At 43.7% G+C, this 23505-nt stretch carries 20 protein-coding genes; 11 read left to right on the top strand and 9 right to left on the bottom strand.

Annotated features, from left to right (window positions below; all coding sequences use genetic code 11):
* Nucleotides 1-132: 132 nt before the first annotated feature.
* Nucleotides 133-690 (top strand): superoxide dismutase family protein, encoded by a 558-nt coding sequence (locus JMX96_RS09815; RefSeq protein WP_179797811.1) that lies wholly within the window; start codon nt 133-135, stop codon nt 688-690.
* Nucleotides 691-914: 224 nt separating this feature from the next.
* On the opposite strand, the gene topA is transcribed toward JMX96_RS09815, so the two are convergent.
* Together topA and JMX96_RS09805 are read right to left on the bottom strand one after the other, a co-directional pair.
* On the bottom strand, nt 915-3581 hold the full coding sequence (gene topA, locus JMX96_RS09810; protein ID WP_201568847.1) for a type I DNA topoisomerase: 2667 nt from the start codon (nt 3579-3581) through the stop codon (nt 915-917).
* Between the two features lie 283 nt (nt 3582-3864).
* On the bottom strand, nt 3865-4461 hold the full coding sequence (locus tag JMX96_RS09805; protein ID WP_201568846.1) for a hypothetical protein: 597 nt from the start codon (nt 4459-4461) through the stop codon (nt 3865-3867).
* A 356-nt stretch (nt 4462-4817) separates the two neighbouring features.
* Between JMX96_RS09805 and JMX96_RS09800 the strand changes: the two genes are divergently transcribed.
* Nucleotides 4818-5357, top strand: a complete 540-nt coding sequence (locus JMX96_RS09800; RefSeq protein WP_227677007.1) for a DUF2799 domain-containing protein — start codon at nt 4818-4820, stop codon at nt 5355-5357.
* A 225-nt stretch (nt 5358-5582) separates the two neighbouring features.
* Here JMX96_RS09800 and JMX96_RS09795 read toward each other — a convergent pair whose 3' ends face one another.
* From JMX96_RS09795 to JMX96_RS09785, 3 genes are all read right to left on the bottom strand, one after another.
* A complete protein-coding gene (locus tag JMX96_RS09795) occupies nt 5583-5984 on the bottom strand; it encodes an ExbD/TolR family protein (protein WP_201568845.1) in 402 nt (133 codons plus the stop codon).
* 174 nt (nt 5985-6158) lie between these two features.
* On the bottom strand, nt 6159-6848 hold the full coding sequence (locus tag JMX96_RS09790) for a MotA/TolQ/ExbB proton channel family protein (protein WP_201568844.1): 690 nt from the start codon (nt 6846-6848) through the stop codon (nt 6159-6161).
* Nucleotides 6849-6956: 108 nt separating this feature from the next.
* The gene (locus tag JMX96_RS09785) at nt 6957-7916 is read right to left on the bottom strand and encodes an energy transducer TonB (protein ID WP_201568843.1); all 960 of its coding nucleotides are present in this window, start codon (nt 7914-7916) and stop codon (nt 6957-6959) included.
* 657 nt (nt 7917-8573) lie between these two features.
* On the opposite strand from JMX96_RS09785, the gene JMX96_RS09780 reads away from it, so the two are divergent.
* The 4 genes from JMX96_RS09780 (at nt 8574) to JMX96_RS09765 (ending at nt 12823) form a co-directional block, all read left to right on the top strand.
* A complete protein-coding gene (locus tag JMX96_RS09780) occupies nt 8574-9626 on the top strand; it encodes a siderophore ABC transporter substrate-binding protein (protein WP_201568842.1) in 1053 nt (350 codons plus the stop codon).
* 81 nt (nt 9627-9707) lie between these two features.
* Complete coding sequence (locus JMX96_RS09775) at nt 9708-10793, top strand: ABC transporter permease (protein ID WP_413772503.1); 1086 nt, start codon at nt 9708-9710, stop codon at nt 10791-10793.
* Between the two features lie 96 nt (nt 10794-10889).
* Nucleotides 10890-11975 (top strand): iron chelate uptake ABC transporter family permease subunit, encoded by a 1086-nt coding sequence (locus tag JMX96_RS09770; protein WP_201568841.1) that lies wholly within the window; start codon nt 10890-10892, stop codon nt 11973-11975.
* A gap of 77 nt (nt 11976-12052) precedes the next feature.
* Nucleotides 12053-12823 (top strand): ABC transporter ATP-binding protein, encoded by a 771-nt coding sequence (locus JMX96_RS09765; RefSeq protein WP_201568840.1) that lies wholly within the window; start codon nt 12053-12055, stop codon nt 12821-12823.
* A 429-nt stretch (nt 12824-13252) separates the two neighbouring features.
* Here the strand turns inward: JMX96_RS09765 and JMX96_RS09760 are convergent, their stop codons facing one another.
* Together JMX96_RS09760 and JMX96_RS09755 are read right to left on the bottom strand one after the other, a co-directional pair.
* Nucleotides 13253-14533, bottom strand: coding sequence for a PepSY-associated TM helix domain-containing protein (locus JMX96_RS09760; RefSeq protein WP_413786742.1), 1281 nt, complete (start codon nt 14531-14533; stop codon nt 13253-13255).
* Between the two features lie 222 nt (nt 14534-14755).
* Nucleotides 14756-16858 (bottom strand): TonB-dependent receptor domain-containing protein, encoded by a 2103-nt coding sequence (locus JMX96_RS09755; protein ID WP_201568838.1) that lies wholly within the window; start codon nt 16856-16858, stop codon nt 14756-14758.
* 502 nt (nt 16859-17360) lie between these two features.
* Here JMX96_RS09755 and JMX96_RS09750 point away from each other — a divergent pair.
* The 5 genes from JMX96_RS09750 to JMX96_RS09730 all read left to right on the top strand — a co-directional run bounded on the left by JMX96_RS09750 (nt 17361) and on the right by JMX96_RS09730 (nt 21878).
* The gene (locus JMX96_RS09750) at nt 17361-17636 is read left to right on the top strand and encodes a Trp family transcriptional regulator (RefSeq protein WP_057761242.1); all 276 of its coding nucleotides are present in this window, start codon (nt 17361-17363) and stop codon (nt 17634-17636) included.
* A 114-nt stretch (nt 17637-17750) separates the two neighbouring features.
* On the top strand, nt 17751-19169 hold the full coding sequence (locus tag JMX96_RS09745) for an anthranilate synthase component I family protein (protein WP_201568837.1): 1419 nt from the start codon (nt 17751-17753) through the stop codon (nt 19167-19169).
* 56 nt (nt 19170-19225) lie between these two features.
* Nucleotides 19226-19873 (top strand): anthranilate synthase component II, encoded by a 648-nt coding sequence (locus JMX96_RS09740; protein WP_201568836.1) that lies wholly within the window; start codon nt 19226-19228, stop codon nt 19871-19873.
* Between the two features lie 87 nt (nt 19874-19960).
* On the top strand, nt 19961-20626 hold the full coding sequence (locus tag JMX96_RS09735; protein ID WP_201568835.1) for a lysozyme inhibitor LprI family protein: 666 nt from the start codon (nt 19961-19963) through the stop codon (nt 20624-20626).
* Nucleotides 20627-20924: 298 nt separating this feature from the next.
* Nucleotides 20925-21878: a DMT family transporter gene (locus tag JMX96_RS09730; protein WP_201568834.1), complete on the top strand. Its 954-nt coding sequence runs from the start codon at nt 20925-20927 to the stop codon at nt 21876-21878.
* Nucleotides 21879-21990: 112 nt separating this feature from the next.
* On the opposite strand, the gene JMX96_RS09725 is transcribed toward JMX96_RS09730, so the two are convergent.
* On the bottom strand, nt 21991-22734 hold the full coding sequence (locus JMX96_RS09725) for an amino acid ABC transporter ATP-binding protein (protein ID WP_057761251.1): 744 nt from the start codon (nt 22732-22734) through the stop codon (nt 21991-21993).
* Between the two features lie 59 nt (nt 22735-22793).
* The gene (locus JMX96_RS09720) at nt 22794-23477 is read right to left on the bottom strand and encodes an amino acid ABC transporter permease (RefSeq protein ID WP_179797881.1); all 684 of its coding nucleotides are present in this window, start codon (nt 23475-23477) and stop codon (nt 22794-22796) included.
* Between the last annotated feature and the right edge of the window lie 28 nt (nt 23478-23505).

Below are 23505 nucleotides of genomic sequence, written 5' to 3'. Positions count from 1 at the left end.
TATAGAGTTAGCTTGGCTATACTGACTACGATGTTAACGAATATTGACGCCGATTTTTATAGAACAATAACGAAATATATTCGTGGCTTTAATGAAGATTAAAAATAACAACTCAAACAATTGGAGATAACAATGAATAAGACATTACTTGCAAGTACCCTGTTATGCGGTTCAGCGTTAGCAATGACTGGTTGTCAAACGGTAGAAAGCCAAATGCAAACAGGCAATCCTTTAGCACAGCCAACGCTAAAATCAACCATACAAACAGTAGATGGTGAGAAGAAAGAAGTTGGCCAAGTTTTCTTACGTCCAGTCGATGGCGGCGTCCAAGTTTACGGTAAACTCACTAACTTACAGCCAGGCAGAACTGTCTCATTACATATCCATGAAACGGGTAGCTGTGACGTTATGGGTAAAGCAGCAGGCGGTCACTTCAACCCAGACAACAAGCCACACTCTAATCCAGATGATATGAATGGTCATGCTGGTGACTTGCCAAACTTAACTGCCAACGAAGACGGTGTTGCTACTATTAACTATGTGAACAAGAAAATCGCAGCGACTGAAGCAGGTAAATACAGCGTAAATCGTTTGGCCTTTATCGTACACGCTGGCGTTGATGACTATACCAGTCAACCTTCAGGCAATGCAGGCGATCGTATTGGTTGCGGTATCATCGTAAAAAACTAATACTGTCCAAACCTATGGACTTAGGCTAAGTCTGAAAACATAGAAATGGCTTAAAAGAAATATTATAAGCACAAAAAAACCCTCTTAAATTATAAGAGGGTTTTTTATTGGAAGTAACTATTAGGTTTGTTTAAGCCAATACAAGAAAGACCAATGCAAATTGTACCTGTAGTACATTAAATGAGTCTGACGCTATAAAAGCACTATATTGGATTTAACAATAGTTACTCCTCTACCCATTCACCTTTACGCCAGTAAACACCCCAACGTGTGGCCTTACCGTTTTTCTCAGAGCCGATGTACTGCTCTTTTTTCTTACGCGACCAGCGCAATATGGTTGGGTTACCTTCAGGATCTTCATCTGGCCCTGCAAACAGATACTGAAACTTATCTTCCATTTTATCTTTGATTTCTCGTAGCTCAGCCAGCTTCGGCGGACGTGTCTCACGCACTTTTGGAAACTTAGACGCTGCTAAGAACATCCCAGCTGCCCCTTCACGCAAAATGAAATAATCATCATGCTTGGTCGACTTTAGCTCTGGAAGATGGATTGGATCCATACGCGGCGGCGCTGCTTCGCCTGTTTTTAGCACCTTGCGCGTGTTATCACATTTCTGACAAGCAAAGTACGGGCCAAAGCGTCCTGTCTTAAGCTCCATCTGCCCATCGCACTTGTTACAGTCAATAGTTGGTGCATCTGAGCCAGGAACTTCAAACTTACCTTCCTCTAGGATATAACCATCGCAATCAGGGTTGTTACCGCAAATGTGTAGTTTGAGGCCACCATCTACGATGTAACCATTCATCGCCGTGCCACATTTCGGACAGCGTTTTTTCTCCATCAAATCTTTAACTTCTGCCGCTTCGTCATCACCTTCCGCATCATCTAGATTGGCGAATGCTTCGACTGGCATTAGATTTTTGGTGCCTTTACAGCGCTCTTTTGGCGGTAAGTTATAACCAGTACAACCTAAGAATACACCTGTTGAGCCTGTGCGCAGCTGCATCGGACGATCACAGATATCACAGTGAACATCTGGTACATCGGTCGGATCGTTTGGACGCATGCCGTCTTTTTCTTTGGCACGCTCTAGAGTGGTTTTAAACTCGCCATAGAAATTATCAAGCACATCTTTCCAATCTTGATCACCTTCTGCCACATGATCGAGCTTGTCCTCTAACGCAGCAGTAAAGGTATAATCCATTAAATCTGGAAAGCTAGCTGTCAATCTATCAGTAACGATATCACCCATTTTTTCGGCAAACAGACGCTTATTCTCAAGCTTCACATAGCCGCGATCTTGAATGGTTGAGATAATTGAAGCATACGTCGATGGACGACCGATGCCTTTTTTCTCAAGCTCTTTTACTAGGCTTGCTTCAGTATAGCGAGGCGCAGGCTTAGTAAAGTGCTGACTTGGATCTAGCTTATCTAGGTTTAACTTATCGCCTTTTTTAACATCAGGGAGTAAGGTATCATCAGTTTTGGCTGGTGGCATGACTCTTGTGTAGCCATCAAATACCATGGTACGACCGCGGGCTTTTAGCTCGATATCATCTGCGCCTACAAACAGGTTCACTGATAGATATTTGGCAGGTAACATCTGACACGCCACAAATTGACGCCAGATTAGCTCGTATAGACGTATCGCATCACGCTCAACACCTTTGAGCTGTGTTGATTTCATATTGACATTAGAAGGACGAATCGCTTCATGCGCTTCTTGTGCGCCTTGCTTGTTACCATAGAAATTTGGTTTTTCTGGTACATATTTTGCACCATAGCTGTCTTCGATATGACCACGGACAGCAGCAAGTGCGTCGCCTGATAAGAATGTCGAATCGGTACGCATATAAGTAATATGACCCGCTTCATATAGACGCTGCGCTAAGATCATGGTTTTCTTAACAGAGAATCCTAAGCGCGTGCTAGCAGCCTGCTGCAAGGTCGAAGTAATAAATGGCGCGCTTGGGCGTGATTGCGTTGGTTTTTCTTCACGCTCTTTAACAATAAAATCGCTTGCTTTGAGTATCTCTAAGACTTTATCGGTTTGCTCTTTATTACCAAGCTTTAGGGTTTTGCCACCTTGTTTGGTCGCCTCTAAGCGTATACCGATTTGCTCAGCGTCTGAGGTTTTTTTGGCTTTGCCATTGGCGATGTGCGTGTCCGCATGAATCTGCCAGTACTCTTCTGGAATGAACGCGCGAATCTCATGCTCACGCTCAACGACCAAACGCATAGCGACTGACTGTACACGGCCTGCCGACAGTCCACGGGCAATCTTTTGCCATAATAGTGGCGATACCATAAAGCCAACGACACGGTCCAAGAAGCGACGGGCTTGCTGTGCGTTCACGCGGTCAATGTCTAATTTCGAAGGCTGTTTAAACGCACTTTGGATAGCTGACTTGGTAATCTCGTTAAAGACCACACGTTGATACTTGCTATCAGGGCCACCGATGACTTCTTTTAAATGCCAAGCGATCGCTTCCCCTTCTCTATCCATATCCGTTGCTAGATAGATTTTGTCAGCGTCTTTGGCTAGTGCTTTAAGCTCTTTGATGACTTTGGTTTTGTTTGGTAATACTTCGTAGACTGCTGCCCAATCATGCTCTGGATCTACACCCATGCGGCGCACCAGTGCTTGTTGCGCTTTCTCTTCTTTGGTCAGACTGTCATCTTTTTTAGCGGTCGTTGCTTTCTTTGCGCTTTTGCTCGCACTGACCGGCAAATCACGGACGTGACCGATACTTGAGCGTACGATAAAGTCATCACCAAGGTATTTATTAATCGTTTTTGCCTTGGCTGGTGATTCTACAATCACCAAAGACTTACCCTTTGGGCTGTCCGCAGCTGGTGCTGGACTTTTTTTGGTTGTGGTTTTTGCCATGTTTGACGACACCATAATATAAGTAAATTAAAAGTAAGGTTAAATTCAGCAGCACGGCAATTTATGGAAGCGGATACTCATGGCTTGACCACGGTTCAGCTATTTATAGTAATAATCGCTGCTGATAAAAAAGGTTATAAAACAAATAATAACCATAAAATAAAGATATAGTTATAAAGACGTTACACTGCTAAGCGTTAAACTGTCAACTTTAAATAATTTGAATATGACAAACCGCTTGCATATTGCCCTTTAATGGAGACGAAAAAACGCTTTACTAGGTTTATGCTGGTTTTTGCATCTGTAGCGCCCATTTCTCAAGGTTTTCTTTGAGCACTAATAAGTCTGCTTCGATCCGTTTTTGATGATACGTTGGGTTGGACGCTGGACGTACATAAGCAATATCTTCCCAATAAATAATAATGCTATTGGCCTTGGTCAATAGACCTTTAACAAACGGTTCGATACTTACTGGTAGCTCTAACGGCACTTGATCCAAGCTAAAATCAGTCTTTTTGACTACTGGATTATTGCTGATTTGACTAGAACGAATCGCACTGGGAATAGTAAGCGTCTTATCATCTGTACTGGTATCGACAAAACTGCTGTCTGGTCGCCACTGTCCATCAATCACTTGATAACGAGTATGCGGCAGTTTAGTGTCTTCAAATATCAGGCAGTACTGTCCAAGCATACCGCGGCCATACTCATTGTCACGGCCTTTGATCCAATCAGGGCACGAAACGAGCTTTGGATTGAGCTGTAGACGACGCGCGGTCATACGCAGCTTATCCAAACGCTGATCGATACCGTTCGGTTTGAGCGCCATCATACTCCCTAATACGAATAGTACAATGATAACGCCAATCAATGTTCCCATGATGGTCTGGCCTTTTGACTAAATGAAAAAGATACTAAGAGATATAGCGACAAATATCGCTAATGAACCGTTATTTGTAAATATTACGTGCAGATTGCAGTTAGCACGATAATAAACAACCATATGTAAGGGCTTATAATGAGCACGAACCATTAAAAATCAAGCGTTGTCGTCCAATCACGGTACAGCAAGTGCTTTTAAAGCATATTATAGTTTCGCTAGTTATACTATAAAATCAACTATTTAGCGTATACAAACTTACCGATCGCAGTACGCTATAAAAACCAGATACGAAAAGTGGTCAGCGCAAAAAAGTGCTATGATAAACCATAATTTTAAACGCGCGCAGGTTTATTATGAATTATCTTATTGAGTCAAACTCATCGGGCGCTTATCACGCTCACAAGCTGATGAGTAAAGTCATGAGCAAAACAGGCATGAGCCTATCGCTACTTGGCGCGGTCGTACTGACATTATCAGGCTGTGCCACGACTCAGAGCCTAACCCCGCAGCAATGTCAAAGCAGTAACTGGCAAGAAGTTGGCTATGCTGATGGCTCACAAGGTCGTTCAGGTGCTTACTTCGGTCACTATGCCAATAGCTGCGCCAGTGTTGGCGGAGCTAGTCCTAACCGTATCCAATGGGAACAAGGCCGTCAACAAGGTCTCAAAAACTACTGTACCGAACTTAACGCTTATAAGCTCGGTCGCGAAGGCTATGACTGGCAACCTGTCTGTCCGTTAGAAGGTATTGAGAAGTTAGAAGAAGCCTACTCCCAAGGACGCTACTACTATATTCGTCAGCGCGATCTCGACTACTTACGCTCACCTTACCCATTTGGCTACAGACATGCAGGCTTCGGTTACGGCTATCGTCCGTTTGGCTATGGCTGGTAAAAAAAGAAAACCTCACTAACGACTTAATTTGAGGTTTAAGTAGTTAATGAGGTTGGAGAAAATTTTATTATTTTAATTGTTTTTATTATAGCGGTGCTGGTTGTTTTACTGGTTGGGCTATTGATTTATCTAGCCAGTTTTCTAATATAGAGTCAAAGCTACTAGCACTGACTCACAGTGCTTAAGTTATTCAGTGCTTAAGTTATTCAATATCTAGCTACTAAGCTACTCATTCACAAATGTGATTTTAGTCAATCCAGCATTACTTGCCGCTGCTAAGACTTGAGCAACCGTATCGTACTTGCCTTCTTTATCCGCACGTAACTGTACCGCTGGGTTCTTACCAGTCGCGCCTTGTTGCTGCAAGCGTGTCTCTAACTCTTCCATGCTGATTGGGTCACTATCCCAGAATATCCCCGCGTCTTTATCAATGCTGACTTGAATCGCTTCTGGCGGCGTTTCATTGAGCGCGGCACTAGTCTCTGGCAAATCTAAAGGCACTGTCGGATTCAACACGGTCGCTGTCAATAAAAATATAATCATCAATACCAGCATGATATCGATAAGCGGAATGAGGTTCATCTCATCCATGCTTCGTACGTCATCATCACCCAATTGAAATGCCATAGTTACTCTCAATGCTTTTGGTTATTTTCACACAGCCAAGCCGCTTTTTGACGGTTTGTCGACTTGTCGTTTGAGCCTTTACAGACCTAGCGCTTGCAGCCTTAATGTTTACGGACCTAACGTTTACAGAATCAGAATCAGAATCAGAATCAGTATCTGTAGAATTGATATTGTCTATAGCTGCTTTGGCACAGAATTACTGTAATTACTGGTATGCTGAGTCTCGCTCGTCGTTGAACGACTGCTTGGTGCAGCATGCACTTGAGAGGCGCTAGCAGCATTGCTTGCAGTTACCTTGGTAGTATCCACAAGACCCGTTGATTGCGCCAATAAATCATGCGCTCTGTCGTTGGCTTGATACATTATGCGACGATTGATACGTACTGCAAGGTTGTAAAACACCACGGCTGGAATCGCTACTGCAATACCAAGACCTGTCATAATCAGTGCTTCACCCACTGGCCCTGCAACCTGCCCCAATCCTGCCTGACCACTCATACCGATGTTGTGTAATGCATGGAAAATACCCCATACCGTACCAAACAAGCCAATGAACGGTGCAATCGCTGCCGTCGTACCAAGAATCGGCAGACCGCGCTCACTAGCAAAGCGATAGCGACCGATATGCTTGAGCAAAGTCTGCTCAGTCACCAAACGGCGTGTGGCAGCATCAGAACCAGCCAAGTCAGACTGCCTGGCTTGTAATTGCTGACTCAAATCATCTGCTACATTGGTCGCCAGTTTACGGCTTTGCAATACGCGGACGATACCTGTCACCCAAGAGAGAATAGATAACGCAAGCAACAAAAAGAACAACGTTTTTGTCACCATGTCACTGATCTGCCAGTATTGCATAAAGTCCATGTCAGACTCCTTAATGTGTAATGCCATTACATGATACTGAGGTAAATATCATGTTTAGTTTTATAATGAAAGATTATCAATAAATACGTTGTTATAAAGTATGAGCTATCAAGGAACCGCGTAACTGATCGGTAGGGTCACATCACCCACCACGGGTACGCCATTCTTAGTAAAGGGTTTGAACTTGCCAGATCGCACTTGACGTCTGGCTTCTTTGTCTACTAGCGGATTACCTGATGATTGAGCAACGCGCACGTTATCAATACCGCCTTGCTTGTTGACTCGTAATACCAAGACAATATTGAGCGTATCACCAGAACGGGCCCTACGTGCGGCGCGCTCAGGAAAACTAAATTTTGGCGCAGATGCCCAGTTGGCTGAGCTAGCAGTAAAGCTCACAGGCTCATTACTCTGTGCTAAAGCAGCTGCTGCTTCCGCCTCAGCTCTTGCTTGTGCAGCGGCGGCCTCTGCGGCAGCCTTCGCTTGAGCGGCAGCTTTGGCATCAGCGACTCTTTTGGCTTCTTGCTCTGCCCTAGCTTGCGCCTCTTGCTCAGCTTTTCTGGCTTGACGCTCTGATTCAGCTTGGGCAGCTGCTTGACGTTGTGCTTCAGCTGCTGAATTATCAATCCTTGGTTTCGGTAGCGGCTCTTTTGAGGCTACTTTTTGACTGGTATCAGGACGAGGCTTTTCTGACGCTATCACAGGCGTCACTTTCGGCTCTGTATTTTTTACAACAGGCTCTTTTGGCTTTACGGGTGTCTCTGTTGGTTGTCTAACCGCCTCTTTAGGCTTTGGTTCAGGTTGCGGCGCTGGCTGAACTTGTACCTCAGGCGGTACTTCTTTTTTGGCTGTGACTGTTTGTTTTTCTACTTCAGTTGAGACCGTTTTTGCCGGTAATGACACAAACTTTATCTCAAGCGGTGACATCTCTTTTTTTGGCTCAGGTTTGAGTTCAGGCGTTTTTATTGCCACTAGTGCAATTGCGGCAAGCACATGGAGTCCTAAGACTGCAACAATAGCTAGCAATAACGACTTAAGTGGTGGCGCGTCTAAATCCGTTGAACTCATAACAGCCTAATGTTTATTACTCAGAGTAGAATGGCGTAGATAATAATGCAAACGATAATTATTATCAATAATAATTTATAATATTTTTGCTATTTAATACATCTCTGACACGTGACATTGCTTAGTAGTTTTACCTATCGCATCGCTCATTTCTATGAACATACCTTACTTCTAGATTTCACTACTATGAAACTTATATTTTTATCAAATGATACGTTGCGTTTAATATAACAATTACTGTTAATAAAAACCATTATCATTTATATTGATAATGAGTCTCAACTACTTTAGTATAACGTCTGCCTTGTCTACTCATACTATTTTATAAAAACTATTCGTATAAAAAATTAGTGAGTGGTACTAGGGCGTGTCTTCATTTTAAAAATGGTGATAAAAATGAGATAAATTGTCGTCAAACGAGGAAAATAGTGCAGATAATATCGAGATATTGACCAACTATTTGACGATGTTTGGCAAAATTTAGCTGTTTTTAGCCCATTTAGAGGATACTCGTTTGAATTGAGGACACGCCCTAAGTAGACTATTTATTTTATGCTTTTTATCTCAAGCATCTTTCAGACTTAATATTTTTAGCATCATTCATTTGCAATTATTTTAGACAATTGCTTAAACATTTTTTGATAGACCGAGTTCATTATGCCGACACCTTTATTATCTAGCAGATCTACCGCCTCTTTTTTCAAACGTCCATTATTGACTGCTGCCATGACAGCTTTGTTAGCTACCGTAGTGGCAGGATGTAGCTCGCCTGAATCTAATGACTCTGAGCCAGCAGATGCCAAAACCGAAAACCCAACGGCTGATGAATCACAGAACGTTGCTAATAACGACGCTGTATCTGCTGAGAAAATCATGGTCAATACCGTAAAAGGTGATGTTGAGCTGGCCATGAACCCATCGCCACTTGTCGTCTATGACATGACATTGATGCAAGACTTGGCGGCGCTAGATGTAGCAGTTGATGGTATGCCTGGTGGTCTACTACTAAAGAATCTACACTCAGAGACGCAACCTGATCCAAAATCGGTAGGTACTGTGTTTGAGCCAGATCTTGAAGCGTTAAATGCAATGCAGCCGCAAGCTATTTTGGTCGGTTCACGCATGGCAGAAAAATACGACGAGCTATCAAGTATCGCGCCGACATTGGACATGAGTATTGATACAGCCAATATCTATGAGTCAAGCAAGCAGCGCCTGCATGATCTAGGTGCATTGTTCGGTAAAAGCGATCAAGCCGCTAAGCTACAACAGAACATCGATGGACTCATCACTGAGACCAAGAATCTAACAAAAGAAAATAAAGGCACTGGCCTAGTCGTCATGGTCAATGGCAACAAAATGTCAGCCTATGGTGACAAGTCTCGCTATGGTTTTATCCATACTGTGTTAGGTGTACCAATGGCAGATGACAAAATTGCCGATGCGCCTCATGGTCAGCCCATATCGTTTGAATATATCCAAAAAGCCAATCCTGATTGGTTGTTTGTCATCGACCGTAGTGCTGCAATTGGTGAAGACGGTATTGGTGCCAAGGCCGTATTAGACAATCCATTAGTTGCCCAGAGCAATGCATGGAGCAAGCAGCAAGTGGTTTATCTTAGCCCAGATTCTTACTTAGCATTTGGCGGCTACTACCAGTGGATGCAGGATCTAACGACGATCAAAGATGCTTTTACTAACGCTAAATAACCTCGTTGGTGATAAAAGCGATTGTTGCACAAGTAAGTATTATTACCGTTAACCCTGCTCATTTTTAAGCCAGTAGAGATTATGTCGTTATTTTCACACCGTACTCATGCTAGGCTCAAATCCAGTACTGCTCCATCAGCGTCAAGCTGGCAAAGCGGTACTGGCAATGCGTTACATCGACGTACTGTCATACCACCGTGGTTCATCAATACAGCAAGCCTCATTCTTATGGGGCTTTTGGTGTTATTGAGCTTATCTATTGGGGTGGCTGACTTTTCGTGGTCAGGTATCTTGCAGAGTCTTCTGACTCAGAGTGCCAACTCCGATAGCTCATTGCTATTGGTGAGCCGCATACCGCGTACCATCGCCATTATCTTGACTGGCATTGCAATGGCAGTGGCTGGCATGATTATCCAAGTAGTGCTAAAAAACCGCTTTGTAGAGCCGTCTATGGTTGGTGCAACTCAGAGCGCTGCACTTGGTTTGCTAGTGGTCAGTTTACTGTTCCCTGCCAGTGCGCTCATTGTCAAAATGGGCGTAGCAACCATCGCTGCCGTTTTTGGCATGATGCTATTTATGCTGCTCATTCATCGTATTCCGCCCACTGATTTTTTGATGATTCCATTGATTGGCATTGTTTTCGGTGGCATTATCGAAGCAGTTACTACCTTTATCGCCTATCAAACTGAATCGCTACAGATGCTGAGTGTTTGGCAATTTGGGGATTTTTCGGGCGTATTGGCAGGGCGCTATGAGCTGCTGTGGCTCACGGGTGGACTGTGTGTGCTGGCCTATATTATTGCTGACAAGCTGACCATCGTCGGTTTGGGTGACAATATCGCCTTAAACTTGGGTATCAGTAAGCGTCAAGTCACTTGGATTGGCGTAGGTATGGTAGCCATGATGAGCGCTGTCGTGGTCGTGACTGTGGGCATGATTCCTTTTATTGGGCTGGTCGTGCCAAACATTGTGAGCCGTCTAATGGGAGATAAGTTGCGTCGCAGCTTGCCAGCAGTGGCCCTACTTGGTGCTTCAGCCGTGCTGCTATGCGATATTATCGGGCGCTCTATTCGCTATCCATTTGAAGTGCCGGTCGCCACTATTTTTGGTGTGGTTGGTACGGTGCTGTTTTTATGGCTGTTATTACGTGCACCAGCTGAGCAGTAGCACTATGTTTACTAACTATGTATTAGTTTTCAACACTCACTTACCGTCGTTCATTTTTTGCCTTATTAGATAAGCTTGGCACCATAGGATTTTTGTATGTTCTCATCAACTAAGCTTACTTCCACCAAGACTGATGCTACCAAAACCAGCACAGCAATAGATAACTCATCTTCAGCAGATGGTCAGTATTCAGCCGCTGCACAAGGTCAGTTGGCAAAGCTTTGGGCATGGATAGCTGCCCATCCAAAATCCATAGCAGCTATTATTCTACTTATCTCGATGACCTTGTTTATGACGCTCAATGTCAATGGCTATTGGGACTTTGCGCTACCATTACGCGGCAAAAAACTGCTGGCACTGATGGTGGTTGGCTATGCGATTGGCGTGTCGACGTTACTGTTTCAGACGTTGACTCACAATCCAATTCTAACGCCCTCCCTACTCGGATTTGATTCACTCTATGTTCTGTTGCAGAGCTTACTGGTTTTCTTTTTAGGTGCGATTAGCTTTACCAGTCTCGATCCTATTGCCAAGTTCACGCTAGAGATTGTTCTGATGTTTGGGGCATCTTTATTATTATTTAAGCTATTGTTTTCTAAAAGCAGTCAGGATTTGACGCGGCTAATATTGGTGGGCGTTATCTTTGGTGTGTTGTTTCGCAGTTTATCAGCACTCATTGCACGGCTGATTAACCCTGATGATTTTGTGGTCGTACAGTCCGCTAGCTACGCGCAGTTCAATACGGTCAACCCTCAGCTACTGGGCATCAGCTTATTTATCTGTGCCATCACTGCGATATTTGTGTGGCGCTGGCGTTACCAATGCGATGTGTTGATGCTCGGACAAGCACAGGCCGTCAACCTTGGTATCAACTATCAACGTCTGGCATTTGGTCTATTAACTGTCATCGCTGTACTGGTTGCCACGGCCACTGCACTGGTCGGTCCTGTAACTTTCTTTGGTCTATTGGTTTGCGCATTGACCAATCGTATCGCGCGACATATGTATCACACTGAGCGGCTGATATTGGTCAGCTTGGTCGCTATGATTTGCTTAGTACTGGGTCAGACTATCTTTGAGCAAGTGCTAGATATGGCAGGCGTATTGTCAGTGGTAATAGAGCTAGCGGGCGGATTGATGTTCTTAGCATTGATATTTATGTCTCAACGTCGTTCAGTATGACCACTTAGCTGACATTGTTTGTTTAGCCGATCCTGTTGATAGAGAAAACCCTAAGACTTTTTTAAATAAGACTGACTATGATTAAACTGAATAATATCTCTCACCATATTGGCAAACAACAAATCTTGCATGACATTACGTTGTCCCTACCAACGGCGCAGGTAATTGCTTTGATTGGGCCTAATGGTGCTGGGAAGTCTACGTTGTTTTCTGTTATGGCTCGTTTGCAGCCGCTGCAATCTGGGCAGGTGAGTTTCGCTGTAGATAATGAGGAACGTGACATTGTCAGCTGTCAGGCGCGGACACTGGCCAAGACGGTCGCTATGCTTGGGCAAGACAACCATGTACAAGGACGCCTACGCGTACATGAGCTACTGATGTTTGGTCGTTACCCTTATCATCAAGGGCAACCGACCGCTGACGATCAACAAAAAGTACAAGAAATCCTCGAACGCTTTGAGCTTGAGCCACTTGCCGAGCGTTTCTTGTCAACGCTATCAGGCGGACAGCGTCAACGCGTGCTGATTGCTATGATTGTCTGCCAGGATACGCCCTATCTATTGCTCGATGAGCCACTAAATAACCTAGACATGTATCATGCTGGTCGACTCATGCGTGAGCTACGCCAGCTGAGCCACAATCAGCAAAAAACCGTGGTGATCGTCCTGCATGATATCAACCAAGCGGCACAGTTTGCCGATACAGTGGTTACGATGAAAGCAGGAAAAGTGACTGCTGTTGGTTGCCCTGCTGATGTTATTACTAAAGAGACGATGAAAGATTTATACAACGTCGATGTCACTGTCCTAAGTCATCAGGGTCGTCCAGTGATTGTTGATACGGTTTAAATAAAGAATTTCGCAAATAATAAAAGAAATTATAGATGCATAGAGCGCTATTAAATAATCGATGGATAAACTACAAAAACCTATCTCTACTAGTTTTAGTGATTAGCCTTTGCCTGTTCATTTATTATGCTCTAAATAAGGAGATATCAAATACCTTTTTTTGGTTAGGAATGACTTTATATACTCTAAGATTAGTGATTATTCCTATGGATTTTACTCAAGACATCTCGTCAGTAGATTACACAAAGAACTATGATGAAAATAATAGTTGGCATAGATGGGTCATGATAGGTGAGACGTTTGCTTTCTTCATTTTTACTGTCTCGATAGCAGACACAATATTTTTGCAATTAAATTTATAACTAGGGCATGCTTTTGATTCAACAGATAACTATCTAAATAAAAACATACCCTAGAAATCTGGCAATATTACCTACCCTTTTGCAACGCCTTCAATCGACTTTGACGCCCTTTCCACCATAGATAAACACCAGTAATAGACAACACTGTCACAGCCAAACCTATCAATGCTAAAAATATTTGATACAGCAAATGGCCAATACCTTGACTGATATGCCCCATATGTAAGGTCGATAGCCATTGATCGGCTTTGCTGCCAAATGATGAACTTTGATAGCCAAAATTTACACGCTCGATGCTACCAGTCCTTGCATTGACAGTAATAGACGAAGCGCCGCCTTTTTTACCGATATCTCTGTTTGTTTTGAAACGCATCTGCCATTGATTGTCTTCTTCGACCCAGCGGATACCCAATAGCTGCTGTACCGACACGCCATTCTGCTGTGCAGCGATTTCTGCCTGTTCGCTTAGATAAGCAATGCTATTGGCTTTATTGACGACATCAATAGCATCGACATTACTAGCCTCGTTACTCAAAGCCTCACCTTTTGCAGCGCCAATCCTCGAACCCCTGTCTGCATTAGCAGTCTGCCCAATTTCTTCACGTGATTTTTCTTGTTTGTCGCCTCTGCCTTCGAGCCCCACAACTGCATGCATCACAGGTTGATAGACCTCTCTTAGGTTAAAACCAACACTCGACCACGCGATGACAAACAAGATCCCCCAAAGCCATAATCCAAAGGCATGGTGTAGATCATAATTCAATTTAAACATATTACTTTTGGTACGAATTTTCCACGCTGGTAACCAGCGTTTCAAAAAGGAGGCACGTTTTTTGGGCGAGGTTTTATTCTGTGCTTTTTTCTTGATTGCTCTAGGAAACGTTAAGTAAAAGCCAATAAAGCAATTAATCGTCCACACGAGCGCGACAATCCCTAGTAGCAATCTTCCAATATCACCCAGTAATAAATCGCGATGTAACCAAAACACTTTCCACATGGTGTTGTGCCATGCCCACTCATCTCTATCACGAGTACCAATGATATCGCCAGTATAAGGGTGGACATAAACCTGTTGAAAAGGTGCTTTTGGTTGGTTTTGGGCGGCTTTTCCTCGTGCTCTATCTACCGAAAATACGGCTGACCTCTCTGCTGCTATCGAGGTTGGCATGCTAGAAAAAGCATATTGTGGGTACGCACTGATGACCTTGTCATGAAGCTCGGCAATAGGCAGATGTGATGCGTTTTGTTTCTCGACCTGAACCAGTTTATGGTTGAAGACATCGTCTAGCTCGTCATGAAATGCCAATAATGTGCCAGTAATACCAGTGATAATTAAAAAAGCTGCCATGGCAAGCCCAGTATAACGATGGAGCCATAGGCAAGCTTGACGAGGATTGAGTGAAATCATTAGTGTTGGTTCTTTGTCATATGTTGTTTTGGTAGGTACTTATCAGTTGGCACGTCATTGCTGTTATAGCCAATGTAAAAACTAGTAGGCAATAAAAAGCCAGCTCCCGTATAAGACAGCTGACTTTATAAGTACGATTAGATTTAAATTCGATAAGCTAGATTAGAACTGATAAGTTAAAGACGTTTTGATATTACGTCCCATTTCAAAATCAGTATAGGCATCATCGATAGAGTTACGTGATGCATGACTTGCATAAGTCTCATCAAAGATATTGTATACACCTAGTGTGGCTTTTAAACCTTCAATTTGAGTTGGCGTATAAGTCATAAAGATATCGTGTACGTCATAGCCTGATTTTTCGTTGTCATCACCAGCAGTATTCGGTGTCACATCGGCGACATAAGTACTGCGCCAGCCAAGCTCAGTAGTGTTGGTTGGAGCGTAACCTAGGTTAACCATATACTTATCGCCAGACTCAGAGCCGCTACCACTGACAGAAGAGATATTGTAACCCGTATCTTCGCCTTTGCTACGCGCACGAGCATAGCTTAGACCCATGTTGAAGTTATCTGCGCGATAGTCGGCTGATAGCTCTACGCCTTTGATTTTGAAATCTTCGTCATTATTAATGACACCTTCACAAGTACCACCAAGTTCGCCTGTACTACAGTTAATACCTGGTCTATCTATATTCTTTCCAGATGCATCATATCTGATGTATTCGATATAATTTTCGATATTGGTTTCAAAGTATTTAGCACTTAACTTTAAAGAGTCATCAGCCATCGTTAGACCGCGCAGCGTTGTAGCAATACCGACTTCTGCATTATCACCTTCTTCTGCTTTTAAGTCGTCATTGACATATGTACCAACACCATCGGTATTATAAATCGTTTGGCTGAGATCTGGACCGTTAAATAACTGCGTATAGCTTGCAAATAGTTGGGTGTGCGGTGCAATCTCATAGCTAGCAGCCAATGCGCCAACGACATTGTCATAAGTCTTGCCAGCCGATACATATTCTGGAGACTCATAACGGTCATAACGGACGCCTGGCGTTAAGCTAAGCTTACCCATTTGCCATTGGTCTTCTAGATACACTGAAGTATTGGTTGCTTCATCTGTACCAGCAACTGGTATAGCTGTACCTCGTTGAACACTGCTATAGTCAGATTCTTTTTTGTAATGCTCAACCCCAGCGATTAACTTATGAACCCCTGGTACACCATTGATGATATTGCTATCGATGATACTGGTGTTTTGTACTTTTGCGCCTGTGGTTTGGACTTCTGCATCAAACTCAAACCCAGGTAAGCCATCAGAGTTACGCAAAATCTGCGTGCTAGTCTGATATACACTGGCGTCTACATTGACCAACTGGTTGGCAGGATTGTATGCGTAGTCAAGCGCATAGGTATCGCGTTTGACTTCCTGCGGGATGATTGGGTTCCAGCCACCAGCAGGAAAATCTGGACGTAATGGGAACTTGCCTTTGTTTTCGGTACGGCTAAAGCTAGCGCCTACATGATGATCACTACCGACATAAGCACCAGCTTTTAATAGGATGTTTTCGCCTTCGCTGTCTTCCGTTTGGATTTTACGGCCTTTACCGTCTTCACCAGCATCCGCATTGCGTTTGCCATAATAAGCCAGTAAATCAACATTTTCTGTTGGTGCACCATATACAGTGGCAGAAGTTAGCAGTTCATCATTGTTGCTAGCATAACCTGTATGCAGCTTAGCACCTACTTTTTGACCTGGCTTAAGTAAATCTGCCGCGTCGACTGTCTCAAAAGCAACCGCGCCGCCGATGGCATCATTGCCTAACGTCACTGAGTTATTGCCCACTGATACTTCTGCTTGTTTTAGCAGATCTGGATCAATAGTGACATCACCCATATGGTAGAACAATGCGCCTTCTTGACGTGCGCCATCAATCGTTACTTTTAGATTGGTATCATCAAGACCACGTACACGAATACGTTGGTTGACTGATGAGGTACCGCCCACGCTTACCCCTGGTACAACGTCTAAAAAGTCGTTCAAGTGGCTGGCTTGTGCAGCTGGGGTGTAGTCATCTATATAGACAGAGTCTTCTTGTACAGCGTCACGTACTGAGCTATTTGCTGTTACAGTGATAGTCTGCAATGTCGTGTTTGGCATATCTGCTGCCGTTGCAGCGCTAGCAGCTTGCGTCCACAATACAGCGGCGACACCGATAGACAATACTGTCAATTGACTAGATAACTTTACTTCGCGCATAACACATTTACTCACTTTGTTTACTGTCAGAAATTAGAATGTTTAGAATTATTTTTAAAGGCTGTCGTCAAACAACCCTTAAAATAGTGCCTACCAGAAGATTAAGTACCTTAAAAATACTTAACTCATCGTGCGAATAACATGATTAATGTTAATGATAATGATTAGCGTTTAAATAATGAGAGGCATAATAACGAAGTATTAACACTTTGGCAATAATTAATGTAATAAATTCTCAATTTTAGCTCTGGACATGCTGAGAGAGCACAAAAGTGTTTCTGTACTAGTCGTAAATATAACATTCAATATGGTTCTGACGATGTATCAAGACTATATGTAGTCAGGCGTAGGAACTTATCACTTATATATCAGTCTGCTATTAACTTAGCTCATCACTTGTTTTTCTTGTACTACTGTACTAGAATACTGAAACAAGATAGTTCCCAGCGAAAAATTGCTTAATAAACGACCTATCTATTTTCTTTGGCTAAGATGACCTATTATGACTACCGATCCTTATCAAAGCTTAGTGAAACATTTGACCAACTGTACTGATAGCGCAGATATCGAAAAGCTGCTCAGTGCCCTGCTGACCGATAAAGAACAGCATGACATTGCCAATCGTATTCGCATTTTTGACTTGCTAGATCGCGGTATCACCCAACGTGATATCTCTGAGCAGCTCGGGGTTGGTATCGCCACTGTCTCTCGCGGTGCCAAGGCCAAGCAAAGCCATGATGTCAGCGCGTTACTGGCCACTCATAGAGACCGCTCTTAGCCTCTGACGACGATACTATCTAGCTTTTTACTGACGAAACTTATACTTATTAATCAACACTTATTAGTCGACACTCATTAATCAACACATATTTGAACCATTTCGGACTTTGTTATGACCTCTAGTACTCGCATACAGACCAAGCCTGCTCCTATCGATATTCCGAGCAAACCACAACGCATCAAACTGACGCAAGATATCGATTTTTTTGCATTATTCAAACGTATTGAAAGCGCGTTTGATACCTGCTATTTGCTCGAATCATTGGGTGAAGACAGCCATATCTCGCGCCATCATGCGATCGGCTTTGACCCTGTGACGACTATCGCAGCATTAGATCGCAACACGCTTGCGATTACCGATAATAAAACTGCTGAGACAAGTTGCTATCAAACCGACAACCCTTATCAATTGCTGCGTGAGATAACACCGCAACATGTCATCGCCCGTGACCAAAGCGGCGGTCTGGTTGGCTATTTGGGTTATGACTGCGTGAACTTTTTTGAGCCAAGTCTCAATGCAAAAGCCAGCGAAGACTTTGAACCATTTAAGTTTGGCGTGTATTTAGATGGATTGACCCTAGATAAGATGACTGGGGAAATCTTCTACTTTTATTACCCAACTGCTCAGCAAGAAAACCGCATCGAGCAAATCAAAGCCCTACTCGATGAGCCAACGCCTAGTTATGAAGCGCCTAAAGTTGAATTTTTAGGTGATGGTATGAGCCAAGAAGAGCATGCTAATGTCGTTATGCAAGTCAAAGAAGATATCATCGCTGGGCGTATCTTTCAGTGTGAGGTTGGGTTTAAATCTAAGTACCGTATTGCCGGTGACAAAATGCCGATTTATGAAAAGCTGCGCGCTGTCAACCCATCACCGCATATGTACTTTATGAAATTTGCCCAGCAGTGCATCATTGGCGCTTCTCCTGAGCTGCTATTCCGCTTGCGTCAGGGTGAAATGGAAACTTATCCGCTCGCAGGAACTGCCAAGCGCGGCGCCGATGTAATAGAGGACCGTAAGCTTGCCCGCGCCTTGCTCAACGATGACAAAGAGATTGCCGAGCATAATATGTTGGTCGATTTGCATCGCAATGATATTGGCCGTGTGGCACGATTTGGTACGGTAAAAGTACGCAGTTTGATGGATATTAAACGCTTCTCTCACGTACAGCATATCTCTTCTGAAATCGTTGGCATCCTGCATCCTAACGAAGATATGTTTAGTGCGCTTGCCAGCAACTTCCCTGCTGGTACGCTATCAGGCGCACCTAAAGTAGAAGCCATTAAGGTGATTAATGAGCTAGAGCCAGATGGTCGCGGTGCTTATGGCGGTGCATTAGGCTCGTTCAATTTTAATGGTGATTGTATCTTCGCCATTCCTATTCGCAGCCTCTTTATCAATGGCGAGTCTGCCTACGCTCAAACTTGCGGCGGTAACGTTTACGACTCCAACCCAGCTGATGAGTACTTAGAGATTCAGCGTAAACTGTCGGCGATGAAAGTCGTATTAGACAGCTTTATGCAATCATAATTGCTACTAGAAATACTGCGTAAATTGACCATATTTTACAAAAGAGTTTATGACCCATGAATGTTTTAATTATCGATAACTACGACTCGTTTACCTTTAATCTCTACCAATATGTGGGTGAGATTTTGCAAACCTTAGACAGTGATAAAGAAGCCAGCGTAATCGTTAAACGCAATAACGAAATAACCTTAGCAGATGTAGAAGCGATGAATCTTGATAGAATTATCATTTCGCCTGGCCCTGGCTCCCCTGACGATCCGGCGTACTTTGGCATCTGTAGCGAGGTCATTGAAACACTAGGCAAAACTGTGCCGCTATTAGGCGTCTGCCTAGGTATGCAAGGCATTGCTCATGTGTTCGGCGGTGACGTGGTACGCGCCAGTGTACCGATGCATGGCAAGGTCTCATCAATTCGCCATGATAATTCAGGTATTTATCAAGGTTTACCACAAGAGCTTGAAATCATGCGCTATCACTCACTGGTGGTAAAAGCCGACACTATCCCAAGTTGTCTCACGATTACTTCCGTGGTCGCCAATGACAGTGGTGCTGAATTGAGCTTTGCTGAGTCAGCATTGACTGGTGATGAAATTATGGGACTGGCGCACAAAGAATACCCAATTCAAGGTGTGCAGTTTCACCCTGAGTCGTTTGCCACTGAGGGCGCTAAGCGATTGCTGAGTAACTTCTTGCTACAGGTATAAACCTATATGTCCGTCTCCATGTCTAGCTCAAGCCTAAATAAACCTAGCTTACTCAGACATACTACATTGCTCTTGAGCTTAATGCTAATGACGTCTGTCAGTTCCGCCGTAGCGCCTGTACAGGCAAACTTTACAATGGGCATGGACATCCAAGGTCAACGTCTCAACCTTTATGAGAGCTGTGCAGAAGGAAGCGTTACTTGCAACAATATGCTGCTAGTCGCTCCCGATTTAGGACGGCTATTGCAGACAACACCAGAACCTAGTAAGTCGCCCTATGCTGTCAAATACTACTCTGCGGAAACCAAGCATAGCTTATGTAAAGATGGCGTGACCCCGTGTCGATTTCAGGGTTATACCTTTGAGGGCGAAGATTTTGATGGGTTTATAGATACCTCGAACCATGAGATATCTATAAGAAGTAAATGGACAGTCGATACCTATAGTGCCACCTACAAAGAAAATGCGACTTATCTGCCATTAGCATCAGAAGCTGCTCTGATTGATCAGATATATAACACGTCTGATAAAGCATTGAATGAAAGCTACAGAGTAACGCGAAATGAAGTCAGACGCCTGTACGGTGAGGATATGGCGGCTGATCTTAAGAAAGAGCAGACTCAGTGGATAAAACAGCGCTCAAAAAACTGCGGGGCTGATACGGATCATTTACCAAGAACCCAAGTGGAAAAAGTGTGCTTTATTCAGCGAAATACTCTCCGAGAGCAAACATTCTTTTTATGGATTGATTAACAGAGACTATAGAAATGAAAAATGGTACGAACACAAATATGATATAAGTTAATGATTCGATATTGTTTAGGTTATTCAGCAAACGCTAGCCATTTTTTAGCAATTTAAATAACTATTGACTGAATTTAGCACACGCCCTAGTAGCCACTTATTATCTTTTAGTGATAGACTCAAAAGAATAAACAAAAGACAGCCTTTAATCAGGTTGTCTTTTCTTATTTCAGCATTGCTTGGAGAGATTGTATCAATAGCAATCTTACAACATCTTGTGTCACTTAGATCGTAAGAAGAAAACAGTATGGCAAACATCGACAACGGAATGACGAACCATTCGCATCAATCATGGCTAGGCACCATCCAAATTATCACGGCTGCTATTTGCTGGGGCACGTTGGGTATATTCTCGACTTATCTAAACCAAATTGGATTTAGTGGCTGGCAGGTAACGATATTACGCATCGTCACGGCAGCCTTTATTATTTTAGCCATGCTACCAAAATTGTGGCCACACCTTATCAAATTACAACCAAAACAGTGGCTGGGACTGGCGATGCAGTCATTGATAGGTGTCCTTGGCATGTCGGTCTGCTATTTTTTTGCGGTCAGTTACGTTGGAGCTGGCCCTGCCGTTGCCTTACTCTATACCGCGCCCGTATTTAGCTTATTATTTTCGAAGTTCTTACTGAGTGAGTCCATTACTCGTAAATCAGTGTTGCTAGCATTGATGGCGGTGTTTGGCGTAGGTTTAACGATGTTAGGTGAACAAGCAAAAGTTAACTGGGGGATTTTACTCGGTCTATCAGCAGGGATGTGCTATTCGTTATATGGCGTATTGGGTAAGCGTGCGATGCATTACGCTCACCCTGCCCCTCTGGTATTTTTCACTTCCATTATCATTAGTGCTGGCGTACTACTGCTCTTGCCTGAGACCTATAACACTTATGAGCAGCTAGTGAGTCTGCCCTTAATGACTTGGGGCTATGTTTTAGGATTGTCATTATTGGGAACCGTCGTGCCATTTGGGCTATATATGAAGGCATTGGAGAAACTGCCTGCCACTCGTGCATCGGTATTCACGATTTTTGAGCCATTAACTGCGATTGCGCTCGCGATGCTGTTACTGCATCAATCTTTGTCTTGGATTCAATATCTGGGCGTGGCACTTATTTTGCTGGCGGCTTTGTTAAATGCTGTATTAAATGGTACTGCTACTCGCGTACCTCGCTGGTTAAAGCAACGACAAAAAATATAGTTTACTGTCTATTATTTGAAATACGTCCTATTTATTGCGATAAAAAAAGCCCCAACCATTGCATCATGATTGGGGCCTTTTTGTTTTATTACTTATGCGAAAACAAACGTTTTTACTGCTCAATACGTTGCAAAAATGCCTGCGTACGAGGATGTTTTGAGTCCTCAAACAGCTGCTTGGCACTGCCTTCTTCAACCACATGACCATCCTCAATCAGTACAACATGATCGGCAACGTCTCGGGCAAAGTTGATTTCGTGAGTCACTACAACCATCGTCCAACCTTCAGAGGCGAGCTGCTTCATCGTCTCAAGCACATCCTGTACCAACTCTGGATCAAGCGCAGAGGTTGGCTCATCAAACAGTAAGAGCGATGGCTCAATAGCCAGCGCACGAGCAATACCGATACGCTGCTGCTGACCACCAGATAGCTGGAACGGATACAGATCCGCTTTGTCCGACAGTCCAACTTTCTCAAGTAGTACCAATGCCTGCTCACGGGCTTGCGCTTTGCTTTGACCTTGTACGACCGTAGGCCCAAGCATGAGATTTTCAATGGCTGTCTTATGTGGAAATAAATTATAAGACTGAAAAACCATACCTGACTTACGCTGTAAGGCTAGCAGCGTTTTTTTGCTTGGCTTAGTCGCAAAGTCGACGCTCAAGCTATCGTCATCAAAAGCAATCACACCTTGATCAGGAATCTCTAGCGCATTTAAGCAACGCAAAAAGGTGGTTTTACCCGATCCTGAAGGTCCTAATATTACGACTACTTTGCCTTTATTAATGGTCAAGTCGATGCCTTTTAGCACCTGATTGCCACCGAAGGCTTTATGAATATTAGTGACTTTGATCATAAAAATTCCTGTTGTGCTAGGGCGTGTCTATTGAGCCATAATTTATTTTACTACGTAGCTCATTTTGCTACATAACGGTCTAGCCGAGTTTCAAGCTTGCCTTGGATAAAGGTCAAGAACAGACAGATACCCCAGTAGATAATCGCCGCTTCCGTATAGACCAGCATAAACTCATAGTTACGAGCTGTGATAATCTGCGCTTGTTTGAATAGCTCAGTGACCAGTACCAATGAAGCAAGTGAGGTATCTTTTACCAGACTGATAAAGGTATTAGACAACGGCGGCACCGATACTCTAAGCGCCTGCGGTAAAATCACATGGCGGAAGGTCTGTAGATACGTCAAGCCAACTGTCGATCCTGCTTCCCACTGCCCTTTTGGTATTGACAAAATCGAAGCACGCACTGTCTCCGATGCATAAGCACCGATGTTCAGTGAGAACGCGATAATCGCTGAGGGAAAGGGATCGAGCTTCACCCCGACACTTGGCAGACCATAAAAAATAATAAACAGCTGAACCAGCATCGGTGTACCGCGAATGGCGGACACATAGACACGAGCGAGCCGATAAATGATTTCATGGAACCAAGTGGCACGCGGAATAATACGAATCAATGCCACTGTCAGTGCAATGGCCATACCAATCGCAAATGAGATCAATGCCAGCGGTATCGAATAATAGATACCGCCTTTGAGCATTGGCCAAAACGACGAGATGACAATCTGCGCTCGATCAGGACTCATAAATGGCAATACTGCCAATAAGTCCGCG

It is taken from the genome of Psychrobacter sp. JCM 18900 (assembly GCF_904846625.1).
In the GTDB taxonomy this organism is placed as follows: domain Bacteria; phylum Pseudomonadota; class Gammaproteobacteria; order Pseudomonadales; family Moraxellaceae; genus Psychrobacter.
This window is presented reverse-complemented; position numbering and strand designations above follow the sequence as displayed.